Origin of the sequence: Kluyvera cryocrescens NBRC 102467 (assembly GCF_001571285.1) — a bacterium.
In the GTDB taxonomy this organism is placed as follows: domain Bacteria; phylum Pseudomonadota; class Gammaproteobacteria; order Enterobacterales; family Enterobacteriaceae; genus Kluyvera; species Kluyvera cryocrescens.
The window spans coordinates 83,235-102,020 of record NZ_BCTM01000007.1; the positions used below are offsets into that span (position 1 = coordinate 83,235).

At 54.8% G+C, this 18,786-nt stretch carries 19 protein-coding genes; 10 read left to right on the top strand and 9 right to left on the bottom strand.

Features of this window, described 5'->3' with window-relative positions:
* Positions 1-35: 35 nt before the first annotated feature.
* Positions 36-1,541: an MDR family MFS transporter gene (locus KCR01S_RS05235; RefSeq protein ID WP_061280580.1), complete on the bottom strand. Its 1,506-nt coding sequence runs from the start codon at positions 1,539-1,541 to the stop codon at positions 36-38.
* Positions 1,542-1,620: 79 nt separating this feature from the next.
* Here KCR01S_RS05235 and KCR01S_RS05240 point away from each other — a divergent pair, with 79 nt between their 5' ends.
* On the top strand, positions 1,621-2,271 hold the full coding sequence (locus KCR01S_RS05240) for a TetR/AcrR family transcriptional regulator (RefSeq protein ID WP_061280583.1): 651 nt from the start codon (positions 1,621-1,623) through the stop codon (positions 2,269-2,271).
* A 138-nt stretch (positions 2,272-2,409) separates the two neighbouring features.
* Here KCR01S_RS05240 and KCR01S_RS05245 read toward each other — a convergent pair whose 3' ends face one another.
* The gene (locus KCR01S_RS05245) at positions 2,410-2,667 is read right to left on the bottom strand and encodes a hypothetical protein (RefSeq protein WP_061280587.1); all 258 of its coding nucleotides are present in this window, start codon (positions 2,665-2,667) and stop codon (positions 2,410-2,412) included.
* 204 nt (positions 2,668-2,871) lie between these two features.
* On the opposite strand from KCR01S_RS05245, the gene KCR01S_RS05250 reads away from it, so the two are divergent.
* A complete protein-coding gene (locus KCR01S_RS05250; RefSeq protein WP_233269654.1) occupies positions 2,872-3,825 on the top strand; it encodes a lysozyme inhibitor LprI family protein in 954 nt (317 codons plus the stop codon).
* Positions 3,826-3,876: 51 nt separating this feature from the next.
* Here KCR01S_RS05250 and KCR01S_RS05255 read toward each other — a convergent pair whose 3' ends face one another.
* Genes KCR01S_RS05255 through KCR01S_RS05285 form a run of 7 tightly spaced genes read right to left on the bottom strand, consistent with a single transcriptional unit; the run spans position 3,877 to position 10,178 of the window.
* Positions 3,877-5,973 carry a flagellar biosynthesis protein FlhA gene (locus KCR01S_RS05255; protein WP_061280592.1) on the bottom strand — a complete coding sequence of 699 codons (2,097 nt, stop codon included), beginning with the start codon at positions 5,971-5,973 and terminating at the stop codon, positions 3,877-3,879.
* Positions 5,960-7,096, bottom strand: coding sequence for a flagellar biosynthesis protein FlhB (flhB, locus tag KCR01S_RS05260; protein WP_061280594.1), 1,137 nt, complete (start codon positions 7,094-7,096; stop codon positions 5,960-5,962). Before flhB ends, KCR01S_RS05255 begins: the two co-directional genes overlap by 14 nt.
* Positions 7,096-7,869, bottom strand: coding sequence for a flagellar biosynthetic protein FliR (gene fliR / locus KCR01S_RS05265; protein ID WP_061280597.1), 774 nt, complete (start codon positions 7,867-7,869; stop codon positions 7,096-7,098). Before fliR ends, flhB begins: the two co-directional genes overlap by 1 nt.
* A gap of 6 nt (positions 7,870-7,875) precedes the next feature.
* A complete protein-coding gene (gene fliQ, locus KCR01S_RS05270; RefSeq protein ID WP_061280600.1) occupies positions 7,876-8,148 on the bottom strand; it encodes a flagellar biosynthesis protein FliQ in 273 nt (90 codons plus the stop codon).
* 2 nt (positions 8,149-8,150) lie between these two features.
* On the bottom strand, positions 8,151-8,906 hold the full coding sequence (gene fliP, locus KCR01S_RS05275; protein WP_061280603.1) for a flagellar type III secretion system pore protein FliP: 756 nt from the start codon (positions 8,904-8,906) through the stop codon (positions 8,151-8,153).
* Positions 8,903-9,301: a flagellar motor switch protein FliN gene (fliN, locus tag KCR01S_RS05280; RefSeq protein ID WP_061280605.1), complete on the bottom strand. Its 399-nt coding sequence runs from the start codon at positions 9,299-9,301 to the stop codon at positions 8,903-8,905. Before fliN ends, fliP begins: the two co-directional genes overlap by 4 nt.
* On the bottom strand, positions 9,294-10,178 hold the full coding sequence (locus tag KCR01S_RS05285; protein ID WP_061280610.1) for a FliM/FliN family flagellar motor C-terminal domain-containing protein: 885 nt from the start codon (positions 10,176-10,178) through the stop codon (positions 9,294-9,296). The genes fliN and KCR01S_RS05285 overlap by 8 nt, the downstream gene beginning before the upstream one ends.
* Positions 10,179-10,693: 515 nt before the next feature.
* On the opposite strand from KCR01S_RS05285, the gene KCR01S_RS05290 reads away from it, so the two are divergent.
* From KCR01S_RS05290 to KCR01S_RS05325, 8 genes are read left to right on the top strand one after another with little or no spacing between them, the layout of a single operon-like run.
* Positions 10,694-11,725 (top strand): sigma-54 interaction domain-containing protein, encoded by a 1,032-nt coding sequence (locus KCR01S_RS05290; protein WP_061280613.1) that lies wholly within the window; start codon positions 10,694-10,696, stop codon positions 11,723-11,725.
* 19 nt (positions 11,726-11,744) lie between these two features.
* Entirely contained in the window at positions 11,745-12,113 is a 369-nt protein-coding gene (gene fliE, locus KCR01S_RS05295; protein ID WP_061280616.1) for a flagellar hook-basal body complex protein FliE, read from the top strand.
* 10 nt (positions 12,114-12,123) lie between these two features.
* Positions 12,124-13,815, top strand: coding sequence for a flagellar basal-body MS-ring/collar protein FliF (gene fliF, locus KCR01S_RS05300; RefSeq protein ID WP_061280619.1), 1,692 nt, complete (start codon positions 12,124-12,126; stop codon positions 13,813-13,815).
* Positions 13,787-14,812: a flagellar motor switch protein FliG gene (locus KCR01S_RS05305; RefSeq protein WP_061280622.1), complete on the top strand. Its 1,026-nt coding sequence runs from the start codon at positions 13,787-13,789 to the stop codon at positions 14,810-14,812. The genes fliF and KCR01S_RS05305 overlap by 29 nt, the downstream gene beginning before the upstream one ends.
* 3 nt (positions 14,813-14,815) lie before the next feature.
* Positions 14,816-15,568, top strand: a complete 753-nt coding sequence (gene fliH / locus KCR01S_RS05310) for a flagellar assembly protein FliH (RefSeq protein WP_061280998.1) — start codon at positions 14,816-14,818, stop codon at positions 15,566-15,568.
* A complete protein-coding gene (fliI, locus tag KCR01S_RS05315) occupies positions 15,561-16,880 on the top strand; it encodes a flagellar protein export ATPase FliI (RefSeq protein WP_156478745.1) in 1,320 nt (439 codons plus the stop codon). The genes fliH and fliI overlap by 8 nt, the downstream gene beginning before the upstream one ends.
* A 6-nt stretch (positions 16,881-16,886) precedes the next feature.
* The gene (gene fliJ / locus KCR01S_RS05320; RefSeq protein ID WP_061280628.1) at positions 16,887-17,333 is read left to right on the top strand and encodes a flagellar export protein FliJ; all 447 of its coding nucleotides are present in this window, start codon (positions 16,887-16,889) and stop codon (positions 17,331-17,333) included.
* Between the two features lie 5 nt (positions 17,334-17,338).
* Complete coding sequence (locus KCR01S_RS05325; protein WP_244886192.1) at positions 17,339-18,778, top strand: glycosyltransferase family 2 protein; 1,440 nt, start codon at positions 17,339-17,341, stop codon at positions 18,776-18,778.
* The last annotated feature ends 8 nt before the right edge of the window (positions 18,779-18,786 follow it).

An 18,786-nucleotide genomic window follows, 5' to 3' on the forward strand; every position in this document is an offset into this window, starting at 1 on the left:
TGCCGGATGGCAGCGATGCCACCCGGCTTTTCCTGCTACTCATGCTTTGTTTTCAGTGGCGCCTCTTTGAGTAGCCACGACAGCACAAATGCCAGCACCATAATGCAGGCCGCCATAATAAACGCCGCGTGGATCGCCGAGCCAAAGGCGTTGAGATAATCAGTACGAATCGCCTCAGGGAGCTGGTGAATGGCCACCGGATTCATCCCTTTGGGGATCCCGGCGCCTTCCGGTAACAGCGTGGTCAGGCGCGATTGCAAGACTGAGGTAAATACCGCACCAAACAGCGCCACGCCGATGGAACCGCCTATTGAACGGAATAGGGTTACTCCGGATGTCGCCACGCCGTTCAGATTGGCGCTTACCGTGTTTTGCACTGCCAGCACCAGCACCTGCATGACCATTCCCAACCCCATTCCCAGCACGGCAGTAAACACATACAGCTGCCAGGTTGGCGAATCAATGGTAATCCGCGTCAGTAAAAGCATGCCGATAAAGCCCATCAGGGTACCGACGATCGGGTAGATACGATATTTCCCGCTGCGGCTAATCGCCCTGCCGCTAATAATCGAGGTCAGCAGCAGCCCGCCCATCAGAGGGATCAGCTGCAACCCGGCTTCGGTTGGCGTGGCGTTTTTCACCACCTGCAAATAAAGCGGCAGGAAGGTGACCGAGCCAAACAGCGACATACCGATGATAAAGCCAATCAGGCTGCACAGCAGAAAGCTGCGGTTGCGGAACAACGACAGCGGGATAATCGGTTCCCACGCCAACCTTTCTTCATAGATAAAGCCGGCGATACCGATAAGACCAAAGGCCAGAATGCACCATAGCTGCGGGTCGCTCCACTCGCGCACCGTGCCGCCTTCGGTGGTGAACAGGATGATGCACACCAGCGCCATCGTTAGATACAGCGCCCCCAGCCAGTCAATTTCATGCTGGCTTCGCTTGTTGCTGGAGTGGAATACGGCGCCTATCACAAATAGCGCGAACAGCCCCAACGGCAGATTGATGTAGAAAATCCAGCGCCACGAGGCGTGCTGTACGATAAAGCCGCCGATCAGTGGGCCAATCACCGTTGCCAGGCCGAATACGCCGCCAAACAGCCCCTGATAGCGGCCGCGTTCGGCGGGCGGGATGACGTCCGCGACCGCCGCCATGCTGATAACCATCAGGCCGCCGCCGCCAAGGCCTTGCAGGGCTCGCATCAGCACCAGTTGGGTCATATTCTGCGCCAGGCCACATAACGCGGAACCGACGAGGAACAGAATAATGGCGATTTGCAGCACGCGCTTACGGCCAAACAGATCGCCAAATTTGCCGTACAGCGGTACGACGATAGTGGAGGTCAGGATATAGGCAGTGACCACCCACGAGAGCTTGTCGAGGCCGCCCAGCTCGCCGACAATGGTCGGCAGCGCGGTCGAGACGATAGTCTGGTCGAGCGCGGAGAGCAGCATCACCAGCAGCAGAGCGCTAAACAGCAGGCGGACTGAAGTCACGCCGGTGTGCTGCGCGGTCGTCGAAGTTTCGGACGCCATCATGTTCTCACTTGAAATTAATTAAATGCATAATTAATATTTATTGAAGATCATTCAGAGGTCAAGAGATCCCGTTTCTATGCCAGCACAAAAAGACAATCTCAAACCGCGTAAGCCGGGTCGCCCACGCGGCAGCAAACCGAATGCCGCCAACCGCGAACAGCTTATCGATATTGCGTTACGGCTGTTCTCTCAGCAGGGCATCGCGCGCACATCGCTGAACGCGATTGCCCGCGAAGCAGGCGTCACTCCCGCGATGTTGCATTACTATTTCAATTCACGGGAGCAATTACTCGACGTGATGATTGAAGAACGTTTTTTGCCGCTGCGGGCTGAAATTGGCGGCGTGTTCGCCGATCATCCCGACGATCCGGTCAAAGCGCTGACCGAGATGGTGAAGACGCTGGCCGCGATCGCCGCGCAGCATGAGTGGTTTGCGCCGCTGTGGATGCAGGAGGTGATTGGCGAAATGCCGGTGCTGCGCCAGCATCTGCATGCCCGTTTTGGTGAGGAAAAATATCATGCGACGCTGGCGACGATAAAAGGCTGGCAGGAAGCGGGCAAGGTGAATCCGCATCTGACGGCGGAGCTGCTGTTTACCACGCTGCTGAGCATGGTGCTGGTGCCGTTTTCCCGTATGCGCAATGACGAGCGGCTGGCGATGCTGACGCCGGAAATTATCGTCAATAACGCGCTGGCGCTGCTGCGCCAGGGGATTGGCCCGGCATAAATCGCGCTAAGGGATATTCGATGCGCATCGGTCGCCGATATTAGCTAAAACGCGTTACGGCGGTGAGAAATATTATTCTCACCGCGCAAGGTGCTATGTGTATTTAAATAATTCAATGAGTGAAACAATAGTTAAATATTAGATCTCCACTTCCTGATTTAAATCATATTCAATGAGCGCCCACGCCGCAGGTTTACCCTGGTAATAAGGCATGATATCCCCTCGTCGGAGGCTTATCACTGCGGATACAGTGCTGTCGGAGAGCTGCCAGTGTCCACCCTGAGGGCTGTACTGGCCGCTGTTGCGGATGGTGCCTAGCGGTTTCCGCTCGGTGTTTTCCTGAGAAGTGAACGAAGAAAGTACCGAAAGCGTGTAATTGCTACTATCTATCTTCATAACGTGATAATCCAAAAATGAACACACATCACAAACAAGCGACAATATTTCGCTACAACTTAAGCAGCAGTTTAATTATTTGATATGTGAATAATTCAAAGCGTTTTATTGCAATGAAAGTCTGTTTTAGACAAAATAAGCCTTCATATCGGTCAAAAAGTATTCTAAATGATTAAGCGCCTGATTCATTCATGCATTCTTATTATGGCATTTGCCGCTTCCAGCGCCTTTGCCGTGGACTGCCAACGTGCCGCGACGCCGCTTGAAAACACGATTTGCAGCAATGACAACCTGAACTGGCTGGATGACACCATGGAGAGCGTGTATCGCGCGATGCTGGTGCGCCGTGATGCCAGTACCGTCCATCAGGAATATGAAGCGTGGGAAAAATCGCTGAAAAGCTGTTCATCCGATGAGTGTATCGAACGCGCCTATTATACCGGGATCAGTAAAATTGCTGATTCGCCCGCGGACTTCGACTGGGAAGGGCGCTGGTGGAACTCCAGTGCGGCCAACATGAGCGGTGGGGTGGTGCAGTTCAGCCACAGCGCAGATTGGTCGATCACTACCGACATCCGTATTTGGGCTGGGCTGAATAAAGATGAGTTCACCGCGGAGGCGCGCAAGCTCAATAATATGGTGCTTATCGACAACATGGTCGACAGCAAGCATTGCAAAGTGCTGTTTATTCCCCGTAAAAGCGGGGCTGTCCAGGTCTACAGTAATGCGGATTTTGGCTGCCGACTGTCGTTACCCAATGGCGCCTTTATCGATGGCCGCTATCTGAAGTCGGATGTCGATCCGCGGCCGAAAGCCACGCTGCTATCGCTGGCAATTTTTGCCGATCCGAAAATGGATGAACGCTTCCGTAAGATGGTGGGTGAGGATTACCAGAAGTTTGTCGATACCGCGAATATTTATATCTATCAGGAAGATATCGATAATATTGGCGCCACGGTTGTGTCGATGTGGGTTCGGGGTGCGGCCAATGTGCGCACGGCCATTATCATGTACACCGCCAGCGATATTTGGGCGGCAAGGGTGGAACCGGATGCCAACGGCAAGCTGGCTTTCTCCTACTTCAGCACCCAGGGCAATGATGTGGCCAAAATGCCGCGCACTTTGGCAGGCTGGAAGCTGCGCTTCCTTGACCAATAACATCATACGCCGAACGGGCTGTATCACTTCGGCCCGTTCGGCGTGAAGCTTTTACGCCAGCGTCCCCACCACGTTCAGGTCGGCATCGTCCGGCACTTCATTGTACGAAAGCACGTGCAGACCACTGGCGAATAGACGCCCATAGCGCGAGATCACCGGGCGTAGCTGCGGGGTCACCAGCAGCAGCGGCGGCAGGCTTTTCGCTTTCATCTGCTCATAAATCATCGGCATCGTATTTTGCAGCTGGGTCAGGATATTCGGGTCAACCGGGAAACTGTCCAGTGCGACTTTGCCTGCCTGCTGAGCCTGATTCAGCGCGCCCAACAGCATATTTTCCAACTGATTATCGATGGTATAGGCCGCCAGCTGCGGGCGATCGCCATTGATGTTGTGCACGATAGCCCGGCGCAGCGCGTAACGCACGTCTGCCGTTAGCAGCACCGGATCTTTGGTCACTGCAGCGCTTTCCAGCAGCGTGGAGGCGATGGTGACGATATCCTTCAGCGAGACCTGTTCCAGCAGCAGTTGGCGGTAAATACGCAGCAGCTGGCTGTAGTTGAGTGCAGCATTTAAATCTTCTGCCAGCTTCGGTGCCTGTAGCGCCAGGCGGGCATGCAGATGGGTGATGTCATCGTAGTTAAACAGATCCGGTAAGTGTTCGCGGGCAACCTTGTTCACATGGGTTGCCACTACGCTTGCGCAGTCCACCACCTGATAACCGAGATTCAGCGCTTTGGCTTTTTGGTCCTGGTCAATCCAAACGATAGCCATCCCGTAGGCCGGATCGGTATCCAGCACGCCGTCGATTTCTCCGTACAGCTCTGTGCCGGGGATCGCCATCAGTTTTTCGGCATTCACTTCACCCATTGCCGTGCGGATACCGTTGATGTGAATCGCGTATTGCGCAGGCTTCAGGCGGAAGTTTTCCCGAATGCGGATTTCGGGCAGCAGCACGCCGCACAGTTCGGAAATCACCTGACGCACCCCGCGCACGCGCAGCGACAGCGGGCTGCCTTTGGCTTCATCGACCATGGTGACAAGCTTATAGCCGAGGTTCAGGCCAATTGGCTCAACCAGCGGAATGCTGTCCCAGGTAATCGCCGGATTGGCGTCAGGGGCCAGCGCTTCGGTGATGGCCTCCATATCCGTCTCTTGCGGCGCAGGCTGCACCACCTTACTTTGGCGCCAGGCGGCGAACAGCAGCAGGGCGGTAAAGCTCAGGAAGGCGATGTGCGGCATTCCCGGTACGATCGCGAGGATGAACATCACGAACGCGGCGGTATAGAGGATTTTCGGCTTGGAGAGCAGCTGGGTTTTGATTTCGTCGCTGACGTCGTTCCCTTCGCTGACGCGGGTTACGATAATTGCCGCGGCGGTGGCCAGCAGCAGTGACGGGATCTGGGCGACCAGACCGTCACCGATGGTCAGCAGTACGTACTGACGGAAGGCGTGACCGGCATCGAGATCGTATTTGAAGATACCAATACAGATACCGCCGATCACGTTGATGATAAGCACCATGATCCCGGCGACGGCGTCACCACGGACAAACTTTGATGCACCATCCATCGAACCGTAGAAGTCGGCCTCTTTGGCCACTTCCTGACGGCGGGTTCGCGCCTGCTGTTGGTTAATCAGGCCGGCGTTGAGGTCGGCATCGATCGCCATCTGTTTACCCGGCAGGGCATCCAGCGTAAAGCGAGCTGATACCTCGGAAATACGTTCCGCCCCTTTGGTGACCACCACAAAGTTGATGATCATCAGGATAATAAACACCACGAAACCGACGACGAAGTCACCGCCGATCACCACCTGGCCGAACGCTTCGATGACCTTACCGGCTGCTCCTTCGCCTTCATGCCCTTTGAGCAATACCACGCGCGTTGACGCCACGTTCAGCGTCAGTCGCATCAGCGTGGTGATCAGCAGCAGCGTGGGGAAAATCGCAAAGTCCAGCGGACGCTGCATGTTGACCGCAACCAGCAGCACGATAACCGCCAGCACGATATTGAATGTAAACAGAATATCCAGCATCAGCGGCGACAGCGGTAGGATAACCATTGCCAGCACGCAGAGAAGCAGGATAGGCACAGCAATCTGCCCCTTGCGGAGCACGCTGAGCGCGTTGCGCATCTTACTGTTCGCCATTGGCTTTTAATACCTCTTGAGGAATGTCTATGTGCCTGTTCAGGCGGGGTTTTTGTTCTGCACGGCCTTCACGCCAGGATTTCAGCTGCATCACGTAGGTCAAAACGTGAGCGATGGCGCGAAACAGCTGGGCCGGAATTTGTTGGTTGACGCGGGTGGTGTAATAGACCGCGCGCGCCAGCGGCGGAAACTCCACCACTTCGATGTTGTGGCTGGCGGCCACCTCACGGATCCACAGCGCCACATCATCAATACCCTTGGCGACGATATACGGTGCTTCCGCCTTTTGCGGGTCGTATTTCAGCGCCACTGCGTAGTGGGTCGGGTTGGTAATGATGACGTCCGCCTCCGGGACGGTACGCGAGATCTGCCCCATTGCCATCTGGCGCTGAAGCTGGCGAATACGGCCTTTAATCTGCGGGTTACCGTCGTTGTTTTTATGCTCTTCCTTCACTTCCTGCTTGGTCATGCGCATTTTTTTGGTGAACATGAATTTGCTCAGCGGCACATCCAGCAAGGCAAAGATGACGATAACGGCAACAAAATAGCTGATAACGTGCTTGAAAATACCGAAACCGTGGCCGATCGCCTGCGTCAAATACAAGCGCTGGAGGTGCAGCAAATTATCCATTTCGCCGTGCACCATGGTGTAGATCACCGCGAGGATAGTGGCGCACTTCAGCATCATCTTGCCTACTTCGGTGTAATGGCTGGCTGAAAACATACGCTTCACGCCGCTAATCGGGCTGAGCTTTTTAAAGTCCGGTTTGAGCTTGCTGGGGGTAAAAATCCAGCCGCCCGGTACCAGGCTTGCGATGATGCAGGCAATCGGAATGGGGATGAGCGTAGCGATAAAGCGCAGCAGCACCCACAGATTAAGCATCAAAAACTGATTAAGGATATTTGGGTTATCGAGATCCTTTGCCATCTCACCGACGGCGGCAAACGACTCGCCAATCAGCTGGCGGTAATACGGCAAAAAGGTCGCCATCGTAAAGAACGAAGCCACCAGGCCTACTGCCATGGTTAAATCTTTTGAGCGGGGGATATCCCCTTTTTCCCGCGCTTTGCGCAGTTTCCCGGATGTGGGTTTTTCGCTTTTATCGCCGCTGGAAGAGGACATTACTGCACCCTTATGGCGTCGAGTTTCGCCAGAATTTCGTTGGTCAGATTGATGTAGTGGTCAGGAATGTTGGTGACCAGCATCGAAATACACAGCAGGCCAAACAGCATGCTGATAGGAAAACCGAGAGAAAACAGGTTCAGCGTCGGCGAAACGCGGTTAAGCAGACCAAAGCCGCCCTGCACTATCAGCATCACGAAGGTGGTGGGGAGTGCAATCAGCGTGGCAGCAGACATAATCCACCCCAGACCTTGTCCGACGAGCATCAGCGTCGGCTGGTTAATCGCCTGGCCGATGGGCCAATAGCTGAAACCCTTGAACAGAATCGTCACCAGCAGCAGGTGCCCGTCCATGATGAAAAACAGCAGGGCGCAAAAGACGTAGATAATCTGTGAGATAACCGTGGTTGAGCTGCCGTTGACCGGGTCGTTCATCATCGCCATCCCCAGCCCCATGTTCATCGACAGGATATTGCCCGCCGTTTGCAGCGCGACAAACACCAGCTGCAGCGCGGTGGCGAAAAGAAAGCCCCACAGAATCTGTTCGCCAATGAGCAAAATAGTGCGCATCGACAGCAGTTCACTGAGTACCACGTTATTGGGCAGCATGGGGGTGATGATAACGGCCAGCGCCATGGCGGTACCGATTTTGATGCGGCGTGAAAAGACGCGGTTATCAAGCACCGGCACAAACTGTAAGAAGGCCAGAATGCGGAAAAAAGGCAGCACCAAAGCCAGGATTGGCGCCCACAGCGTCTGAATATCGATTCCCATAATGACTTAGCCGACCAGCGCCGCCGCCTGGTGAAAGATCTGCACGGTAAAATCAACCAGCTGCGTCAGCATCCACTTCCCGGCAAAAATGAGCACGCCGAGGGTGACGACCAGGCGCGGCAGGAAGCTCAGCGTCTGTTCGTTAATTTGGGTGGTGGCCTGGAAAATACTCACGCACAGGCCAACCAGCAGGCTGGGGATAATCGCCACGGCGGAAATCAGCAGCACCAGATGAATACCGGATGCCATGATGTCGCCGGCGGTGTCCATATTCATCATGGCTATAATCCTTGTACGCTGGAGGTGAGCGTACCGACAATCAGCGTCCAGCCATCGCACAGCACGAACAGCATCAGCTTAAACGGCAGCGAGACGATCAGCGGCGACAGCATCATCATCCCCATTGCCATCAGGATACTGGCGACAATCAGGTCGATAACCAGGAACGGGATGTAAATCATAAAGCCAATCTGGAAGGCGGTTTTCAGTTCGCTCAGCAGATAGGCCGGGGTGACAATAGTCAGATCCTGCTCGCGGGCATCGCCTTCAATACCGGCGATGGTCATAATCTGCTCCATCGCTTTATTGTTGGTTTGCGCCAGCATGTATTTCTTCAGCGGCGCTTCGGCGTTCACCAGCGCTTGCTTAAGCGTAATCTGGTCGTTCTGGAACGGTTCTACGGCATCAGAATAGACGGTCATCCACACCGGGCGCATGACCAGCAGCGTCAGCGCCAGCGCAATCCCGGTGAGGATTTTGTTGGGTGGACTTTGCTGCAGGCCCAGCGCCTGGCGCAAAATCGCCAGCACGATGATGAAGCGCGTGAAGCAGGTCATCATCAGCACCATGATCGGCAGCAGGCCGAGCAGGGTCATCAGGATCAGAATTTCAATCTTAACGTTGTAGTCCTGACCCGCGCCGTTGGCGGTGGTGCTAAAAAGCGTGATGTCGCCATTTGCCGCCAGAACCGGCTGGGCAAACAGCAAGCCAATGAAGAGCAGCAGCGCGACGCCGCTGCGGTAGAACGAGCGGTTCATCGCGTTAACTCACCCAGTTCTTTCGCGTTGAACTCGATGATACGCAGACCGTACTTGTCGTTCAGCACCACGACCTCTGCTTTACCGAACGCAATGCCGTTCACTTTGATATCCAGTGGTTCACCGGCCATCTTATCCAGTTCGATAACCGAGTCGCTGTTGACGGCCATCAGCTCAGCCAGTGAGATATTCACCGAAGAAACTTCCAGCGTTAGCGTCACAGGGATACGGCTAAACAGCGCCATGCGGCGCACGTCGGTCAGCGGCGCATTGCGCGTTTCCGGCTGTAAATCGAGGCGGATATTGCCTTCAACGGTGTCATCCTGTGTCATATCGCTGAGGTTCAGGTCGTCCAGATCCAGGGACTGGCTCAGCTCATGTTGCAAATCACTCATATTGCTTCTCGGTTGTTTTGTCATGGATATCGCACAAGAAAAGCTTGCTGCGATCTTCGGCAATAGCCGCTTCAAAAATCTGTTCTTTGCCGATAAATACCGGCAAAGGTTCGTTAATCGCGATAGGGATGATGTCCCCAGGTTTAATGTCGGCAACCTGCGCGACGGTTAAATTCAGGCTGGCGAGGCGGCCGTTGAGCTTCAGCGGCAGGCTGTCGAACAGCCGTTCGATCTGCCCAGGGCTTAAGGTGACGCTTTTTTCGATGGCCCGTTCATTGGCATCTGGCGTACGCAGTGCGGCCAGCATTTGGTCAACGTGGTAGTTATCGAGCAAAATGGTAAAGCTGCCGTGGCTATATCCTTCAAGGGTGAAGGTAATACACCATGACCACTGGTTAATAACCGTGGAATAATCCACTTTGATATCCAGTTCTTCGCCAAAAGTCTCTTTGCAAATAATCAGAGATGTTAATTCCTGACCTAATTTGCTTTTCAGTCGCTCTTCCGTTTTGGTGATCGGAAGGGAGTCGTCTGGCTCCACGTGGTTACTGTCTTTGCTTAGTCCATAATAATCATGAAGGATATTCAGCAATAAAATACGGTCAATGACGAAAGCAATGTTTCCGTACGGAGTTGAGAATATTTGCGCATTCTTATAATGCTGATCAATGGCAAAGGTCATCGATTCTAACGCCGCGTTAACACGTAATTTCTTCAGAAAGTAAATGCCAAGGCGGGCATCAAGAATGTCAAAGCTATCATTCATGAGCTTTGGCAGTTTGTGCCAGGGGCGTCCGAGTTTACTGACGTCAAGTTTCACCAGTTCCGGAAGGTCATCCTGCTGGTGGATTCTGATTCGGTGTGAAGCAGGGTACATAATTATTCCAGTTCTATAGTCATGGCTGGTGGAACAATAACGTGTTCGTTTCGCTGACGGTAACGTGCACGAAAATTTTTACTGAAAACATTTGAGTTTTGGAAATGTTGTGACGCTTTACATCAACATCGAAGAATCTTCGGTAAAAGAAAATTCAAGCACTCTTTTATTCAGACTGTGGATTAGACCTTTCTGGCCATTTTATTGCAAGTGGTAGAGAGTTATTAATCCATTATTTTTCCGCCTGCCTGCTGATTAAGAACTCCTGTAACTTATTGATATATATAGATTAATGTTTTAATATCCATTAAAAATGAGACAATTATTGCTCGCTGGGTATACTAGGCGTCATATTTTCACGGAAACAGAATTTCCCGTGGTGATATCAGAGTCTTTAATTTTTATTAACATTATAAAAACGCCTTTAATCCTCCATGTAGAAGGTGCCTTTTTATTACGTAGTTAATAAAGATATAGCGTATTTTCTTTTTAGTCTTTTTTACTGGTACTCCAAAATGAACATTATCATTGAACGTGAAGACCGTAATGGTGATGGCTTTGTCGCCGTTTCCCCTGCCAGCGTGGGCGTGATTTCATTGGCCCGCCGCGTTGCTAAATATAATGTTTCAGTATTGGTGACTGGTGAAACTGGAACCGGAAAGGAATGCGTGGCCAAATATATCCACGAGCACGCCTGTGGTAGCGACGCTCCGTATGTCGGAGTGAACTGTGCGGCTATTCCAGAAAGTATGCTGGAAGCGATTTTATTTGGTTATGAGAAAGGCGCGTTTACCGGTGCGGTAGCAAGCGTGGCCGGTAAATTTGAGCAGGCAAATGGCGGGACGCTGCTATTAGATGAAATTGGCGATATGCCTTTAGCATTACAGGCAAAATTATTACGCGTATTACAAGAGCAGGAAGTTGAGCGTTTAGGTAGCCATAAACGTATCCCTCTAGATATTCGACTGATCGCTTCGACTAATAAAGACTTGCAGCAAGAAATTGCCGAAGGACGTTTCCGTCAGGATCTGTTCTACCGTATTTCTGTGGTGCCGATTCACATCACACCGCTGCGCGAGCGCAAGCAAGATATTTTGCCGTTAGTCCAGCGTTTCATCGCTAAATACCGCTCATTCCATAAGGGCGATGTTCGCCTGAGCGATGATGCCCGTAACGCGCTGCTTGGCTATGACTGGCCAGGTAACGTGCGTGAGCTGGAGAACGTTATCCAGCGGGGCATGATCCTCGGAAACGGTGACGAAATTAAGGCCGCCGATTTTGGTCTGATTGCCCGCGTCCCTTTGCCGGAAAGCCCGGTGGTTGGCGTGATGCCAGCCTACCGTGAACAGGACGCCAGCAGCCTGGCAATCCGTGACGTCAAACTGCACGGCCGTCTGGCGGAATACCAGTACATCATCGACCTGTTAAAACGCCATAAAGGCAACAAATCCAAGACCGCGGAATTCTTAGGCATTACTCCGCGAGCCCTGCGTTACCGCCTTGCGTCAATGCGCGACGAAGGCATTGATATCGAATGTTATTCCTGAGGCCAGGAAGGAAGACTTAATGGACAAAATAGCTGCCGCAGGTATGAACACCGCGCAACAGGCGATGCTCAATCGGATGCACCAGACGGCCTCGTTGGCCTCTGCCGGTTCGATAAACGCCTCACAAACCATAGCGCCTTCAAATATGGCGTTTAGCACGACGGATTCGGTTTCTTTCTCTCGGGTGCTGAACAACGCTATCGACAATGTCGACGCGTTACAGCACAGCGCGGGCGCAAAGCAGACCGCAATTGAGATGGGTCAGAGTGACGATTTAGCCGGCGCGATGATTGAGAGCCAGAAAGCCAGCGTGGCTTTTTCGGCCATGATGCAGGTGCGCAATAAGCTCAACAGCGCGCTGGACGAAGTGATGAATATTTCGCTGTAAGGTCTGTACCGTGTTAAACAAAATCAAAGATCGTCTCCCCGCCCTCCCTATGCCCGCTGGCGTCATCAATCCTAAACTGCTGGCCATCGCCGGCGGAGCGGTATTGGCGCTGGCGATTATTGCCTCGCTGTGGAAAAGCAATCAGGGATATGTGGCGCTGTACGGCGCGCAGGAAAGCATCCCGGTCTCCCAGGTCGTTGAAGTTCTGGGAGCGGAAAACATCGCTTATCGCATCAACCCGGATAATGGGCAGGTGCTGGTTACCGAGAACAAACTGTCGCAGGCGCGCATGGCGCTGGCGGCGAAAGGCATTACCGCAGCGACGCCTGACGGCTATGAGCTGATGGATAAAGAAGAGATGCTGGGCAGCAGCCAGTTCATCCAGAACGTGCGCTACAAGCGCAGCCTGGAAGGTGAGCTGGCAAAAAGCATTATGGCGTTAAACCCGGTTGAAAGCGCTCGCGTTCATCTGGGGTTGAGCGAATCCAGTTCATTTGTCCTGACCAACAAACCTAACAGCAGCGCTTCGGTGGTGCTGCAGTTGCGCTATGGCAAACAGTTGGATGAACAGCAGGTCGCGTCGATTGTACAGCTGGTTTCCGGCTCGGTGCCGGGGATGAACGCCAGCAGCGTTCGCGTCGTCGATCAGGCGGGTAACTTGTTGTCAGATGGCGTTGCCGGGCCCGACGGCAGCATCGCAGGCAAGCGCCTGGGTGAAGACGTGATGCAGCGCATCCGTGAAGATACCAACAAAAACATCTCGACCCTGCTGACCTCTCTGGTTGGCGCCGGTAATTACCGTATTAGCGTCGCTCCAACCGTGGATTTAAGCCGCGTGGAAGAGACGCAGGAGCGCCTGGGTAAAGATCCGCTGGTCAGCGATGAACAGCTGAGCCAGGAAAATACCACCAATGAAATGGCGTTTGGGATCCCGGGTTCGCTGAGCAATCGCCCGGTGAACCAGAATCCACAGGCCGCGGCTGCGCAAGCGGCGGGGAGCCCAGCGGCAAACCCACCTGCCGCCGCGGCCGACAACGCAACCAGCGACCCGCGCGCGCTCACCAGCCGCAGCCAGTCACAGCGTAAATACGCGTTTGACCGCGACATTCGCCATATCCGTCACCCCGGCTACAAGCTGGAGAAACTGAACGTCGCCGTGGCGCTGAACCAAACCGCACCGGCGCTTGCCAACATCACCCCGGAACAGCTGACCTCCATTACCCGTCTGGTTGAAAGCGCCGCCGGAATTGATAAGCAGCGCGGTGATGCGCTGACGCTTGATGTGCTGGCCTTCAGTGTCCCAGTGAGTGATGGAATTCTGCCGCAGCAGTGGTGGAAAGACCCGGATATGCAGTACTGGGGGCAAAACGGCGGCATTGGCCTGTTAGCACTGCTCACCCTGCTGTTTGGCGTCCGCCCGCTGGCGCAACGCTTTGGCCGCCGTGAACGCATTGTCAAAGAGGCCGAGCCACAAGAACAGGATCTGCTGACTGACGCGACGACCGAGAAGGAAGACACGCTGTCCGCGCTGCCGAATATCGGCTTCAACACTAATGACGACATGCTGCCGCCGCAGAGTTCGGGTCTGGAAACCAAAGTGGAGTATCTCCAGGTTCTGGCCCAGAACGAAACTGAACGTGTAGCAGAAGTTCTGAAACAATGGATTAACAGCAATGACCGAAGCAATCGCAAGCAGGACTAATCAATCCGGTGGCCGTAGCCGCCTGGAGCAGGCGGCTATTTTGCTGCTGAGCGTGGGCGACCAGGCTGCTGCACAGGTAATGCAGAAGCTCAACCGTGAAGAGGTGGTGCTGCTGAGTGAAACCATGGCGCGTTTACATGACGTCAAGGTGAACCAGGCGCGTCAGGCGATGAACAACTTCTTCTCCGACTACAGCGAGCAGAGCGGCATCAACGGCGCATCACGTTCCTACCTGCGCAGCATTCTGGAAAAAGCGCTCGGCGGCGAAATTGCCCGCAGCGTGATTAACGGCATTTATGGCGATGAGATCCGCTATCGCATGGCGCGCCTGCAGTGGGTGGATACCCCGCAGCTGGCGGCGCTTATCGATCAGGAACACTTGCAGCTTCAGGCCGTGTTCCTCGCTTTCCTTCCGCCGGATATCGCGGCCAGCGTGTTAAGCGTGCTGCCGCGCGAACGTCAGGATGAAATCATCTACCGCGTTGCGCGCCTGGATGACATTAACCGCGACGTGATCGATGAACTGGACCGCCTGATTGACCGCGGTATCGCGGTGCTTTCCGAGCACGGTTCCAAAGTGGTGGGCATTAAGCATGCCGCTAACATCGTCAACCGTATTCCGAGCAACCAGCAGGAGCTGCTGGATCAGCTGCGCGAGCGTGACGAAGGCGTGGTGGATGAGCTGCAGGATGAAATGTATGAGTTCTTCATCCTGAGCCGCCAGACGCCGATTACGTTGCAGCGCCTGATGGACGAGATCCCTATCGAAGAATGGGCGATTGCGCTTAAAGGCACCGAACCGGTGCTGCGTCAGGCGATTTTCGACGTGATGCCAAAGCGCCAGGTCACCCTGCTGCAAAGCACCACCACGCGTCTTGGGCCGCTGCCGGTCAGCCGTATTGAACAGGTGCGTAAAGAGATCATGCAGACGTTACGCCAACTGGTGGATGAAGGTGAGATCCAGGTGCAGCTGTTTGCTGAGCAGACGGTGGAATAAGCCATGTTTAAGAAACGGAGTTTACCGCTGGATAAGCTGACGGCTCGCCGCCAGGGCGTTGTAAAACCGCGGCTGCATAAGTTTCCTCCGTTACGTAAACGCTGGGCGGCATCCCATGAGCCGGTAGAAGATGATGCGGTCGCGGCGCCAGACCCTGCGGAGTACCAGAAGCAGCTGCAGGAAGGGTTTAGCGAAGGTGTAAACCAGGGCTTCGCGCAGGGGATGGAAGAAGGTAAAGAAGAAGGCTACCAGGAAGGGGCGCGCCTGGGGTTCGAGGACGGGATGCGTAAAGGCCTGGCCGAAGGTAAACAGCAGGCGCGTCAGCAGTTTCTTGACGCGGCAGAACCGTTCGAACACATCACCGCTAACGTGCAGCGTTTTCTCGAAAGCTATGAACAGCGACGCCGTGAAGAACTGCTGCAACTGGTGGAGAAAGTGACGCGGCAGGTTATTCGCTGCGAGCTGTCGCTACACCCAACGCAGCTGCTGGCGTTGGTGGAAGAGGCATTAACCAGCCTGCCGCAGCCGCCGGAACAGATCCGCGTGCTGCTGAATAGCGAAGAGTTCCGTCGCATCAGCGAAGCCGAACCGGAGAAAGCCCGCGAATGGGGCCTGTCCGCCGATCCGGCGCTGGCGCTGGGCGAGTGCCGGGTAGTGACCGATACCACCGAGATGGATGTCGGTTGCCAGCACCGCCTCGATCAGTGCGTCGCGGTACTGAAGGACAATCTGTTACCGGAAGATGTCCATGAGTAATCTCGATTTCGAGCAGGCCTTACGCTCCATCGAACAGATTGACCTGGCGCGCGTCGCTGGGCGTCTGGTGCGGGTGAACGGCATTTTGCTGGAGTGCGTGGGCTGCCGTCTGGCGATAGGCCAGCTGTGCCACGTCGAAAGTGTCGAACAAGAGATGATGGAAGCGCAGGTGGTGGGCTTTGACCGTGAAGTGACCTACCTGATGCCCTTCAAGCAGCCGTCCGGCCTGATTGCCGGTGCGCGCGTTTTCCCTGCCGGGAAAAGCGAAGGCGTGATGATTGGCGATCAGTGGCTGGGGCGCGTGGTGAACGGCCTCGGCGAACCGTTGGATGACAAAGGCAAACTCGGCGGCGACACGCTGTTACCGCAGCAGCTGCCGCAGGTTCACCCTCTCAAACGCCAGCCGGTGGAAGCCCCGCTGGACGTTGGCGTGCGCGCGATTAACGGCCTGCTGACCATCGGCAAAGGCCAGCGCGTTGGCCTGATGGCGGGCAGCGGCGTGGGTAAAAGCGTGCTGTTAGGCATGATCACCCGCTACACCCAGGCCGAAGTGGTGGTGGTGGGGCTGATTGGGGAACGCGGTCGTGAGGTGAAGGAGTTCATCGAGAACTCGCTGCAGGAAGCGGGGCTGGCGAAATCAGTGATTGTCGCCGCGCCCGCGGACGAGTCGCCGCTGATGCGTATCAAGGCCACCGAACTGTGCCACACCATCGCGAGCTACTACCGTGATAAAGGCAAAGATGTCCTGCTGCTGGTTGATTCCCTGACCCGCTACGCCATGGCGCAGCGTGAAATCGCCCTCTCGCTGGGTGAACCACCGGCCACCAAAGGCTATCCACCTTCAGCGTTTAGCATGATCCCTCGATTGGTTGAGAGCGCGGGTAACAGTGAAAGCACAGGCTCGATGACGGCGATTTATACCGTCCTGGCGGAAGGTGACGATCAGCAGGACCCGATTGTCGACTGCGCGCGAGCGGTACTCGACGGCCATATCGTGTTGTCGCGCCATCTGGCGGAAGCCGGGCACTATCCGGCGATTGATATCGGCCAGTCGATCAGCCGCTGTATGAGCCAGGTGACGGCCCGCGAACACCAGTTGGCGGCGCGATCGTTAAAACAGCTGTATGCCGAATACCAAAGTATTAAACCGCTGATCCCATTGGGCGGATATGTCGCCGGTGCCGATCCGCTGGCTGACAAAGCCGTGCGTCTCTCGCCGGCGATTACGCAGTTCTTACAACAGGAAGTTCAGGACGCGGCGTTGATTGATTCAACCATTAACGATCTGCGAACGTTAGCGCAAGCAGGGTAATGCACCATGAGCAAACTCATTTCCACACTCGAACAGCTTCACCTGATGCGCACGCGCGCGGTGGACGATTTGAGCCTGAAGCTGGCCTCGCAAAAGCAGGTCTGTCAGCGTTTTGAAAAGAACATCGATGCGCTGACGTCACTGGCATCCGGTCTGGCGGCGCAAACCGCAGACAATGCGGTGATGATGATTAATCAGTCGAAATATAAGCAGAATATTCAACGCGTTATTAACTGGCAGAAGCAAGAGCAGGCGCTGGCCAGCCTGGAAGAGAAGAAGATCCAGGGCAACCTGTTGGCGGAAGCCAAGCGTGAGAAAAGCCTCGAACTGGTGCTGGACGCCAAACGCAGCGACCGACGGATGGAGATGAACCGTCGGGAGCAAAAGATGACTGATTCTGTTTCTGCCCAGTGCTGGCTGCGTCAACAGCTGGCCAGCGCACGCCAACGATAGATGCTATGAAGACGACCAAAAAGAAAGCGCCACCCTCGCTGATGTCAGCCCTTCTGCAACGCCAGAAGCGTGCGCAGGCGTTACCGACGCCGTTTGTTAGCGTGGTCTGCCCAACCTATAACCGCCGCGAGTTTCTCCCTTATCTGCTCTACATTTGGCAGTACCAGGACTACCCGGCGGATAAGCGCGAGCTGATCATTCTTGACGACTCGCCGGCCAGTAACGCCGACCTTATCGCCATGATGAGCGACCCATCACAGCCGAATGTGCGCTATATCCATAGCCCAGAGCGGCTGGTGCTGGGGCAAAAACGCAACATGCTCAACGAGCTGGCGACCGGGGAATACATCATCTGCTTTGATGATGATGACTATTACGCGCCGAATAAAATTTCCCATCAGGTGGCTGAGATGCAGGTGAACAACGCCCTGTTCTCGGGCAGCGACCAGATTTATATCTGGTACAGCCATCTGGATAAAATCTACCTGACCCACCCGTTTGGTGAGCGCCATGCGCTTAACGGGACTTTTGGCTATCACCGCAACCTGCTGAAAAAGCATCGTTATGAAGATAGTGCGACCAAGGCGGAGGAGGTGGGCTTCCTCAAGGAATTTACCACGCCGGTACAGCAGATTGACCCGAAGCAGACCATTTTGTGCATTTCGCACAGCAACAACACCTACGACAAGGATTTTATCCTCGACAGCTCCACGCCGGTGGATCTGGTGCTGGAGGATTTTGTCAGCGACGCGAATCTGCTAGCGCACTACCGCCGACTGAGTTCTGCCCCGCTTAGCGTTCAGGTGAACTGGTCGGTATTTGAAAAAATCGCCGTCATCTATGATCCCCAGCATGAAGCCGCGCTGCCCGAACGCTGCGAAGCGCTGCTGGCACTAGGCGTGCAGGCCGGGCAAATCTGGCCGGTGGCCATCGCTCAGGCCGACTCCGCTCAAGCGGCGGAATTGCGCACGCATTCTCTGGTGGTGGAACAGGCCAAAGAGCAGGGCTGGAAGAACGTGCTGCTGCTCGATTCAACGCTGAGCTTCGTCAAAAAAGAGAACGTGGTCAACAACATCAACAAACTGCTCAACGGTCTGGATCAGGTTGGCTGGCAGATGTTGCTGCTAGGTGGGCGCTACGAAAACTTTACGCCAACTCAGGCCCTACAGGGCGTAGCGCGTATTCATAACGCCGGCTGTGCGTGCGCCTATGCGGTGAACGCCAGCTATTACGACGTGCTGCTGGATGCCTACCGGCAGGCCAGTGAACAGGATGTCAGCCTTGACCGCTGCTGGACGGCGCTGATGCGCCAAAGCGCGGCGCTGTGGCTGGGCTTTAGCCCGAGCTTCGCCTTCTTACAGCACTATCCTCACCCGACTAGCGGTGAGCTTATCGACTGCACGCACTGGTTCTTCCGTAAACACCGCGAACCCGAGCCTGCTTAAGAGACTAA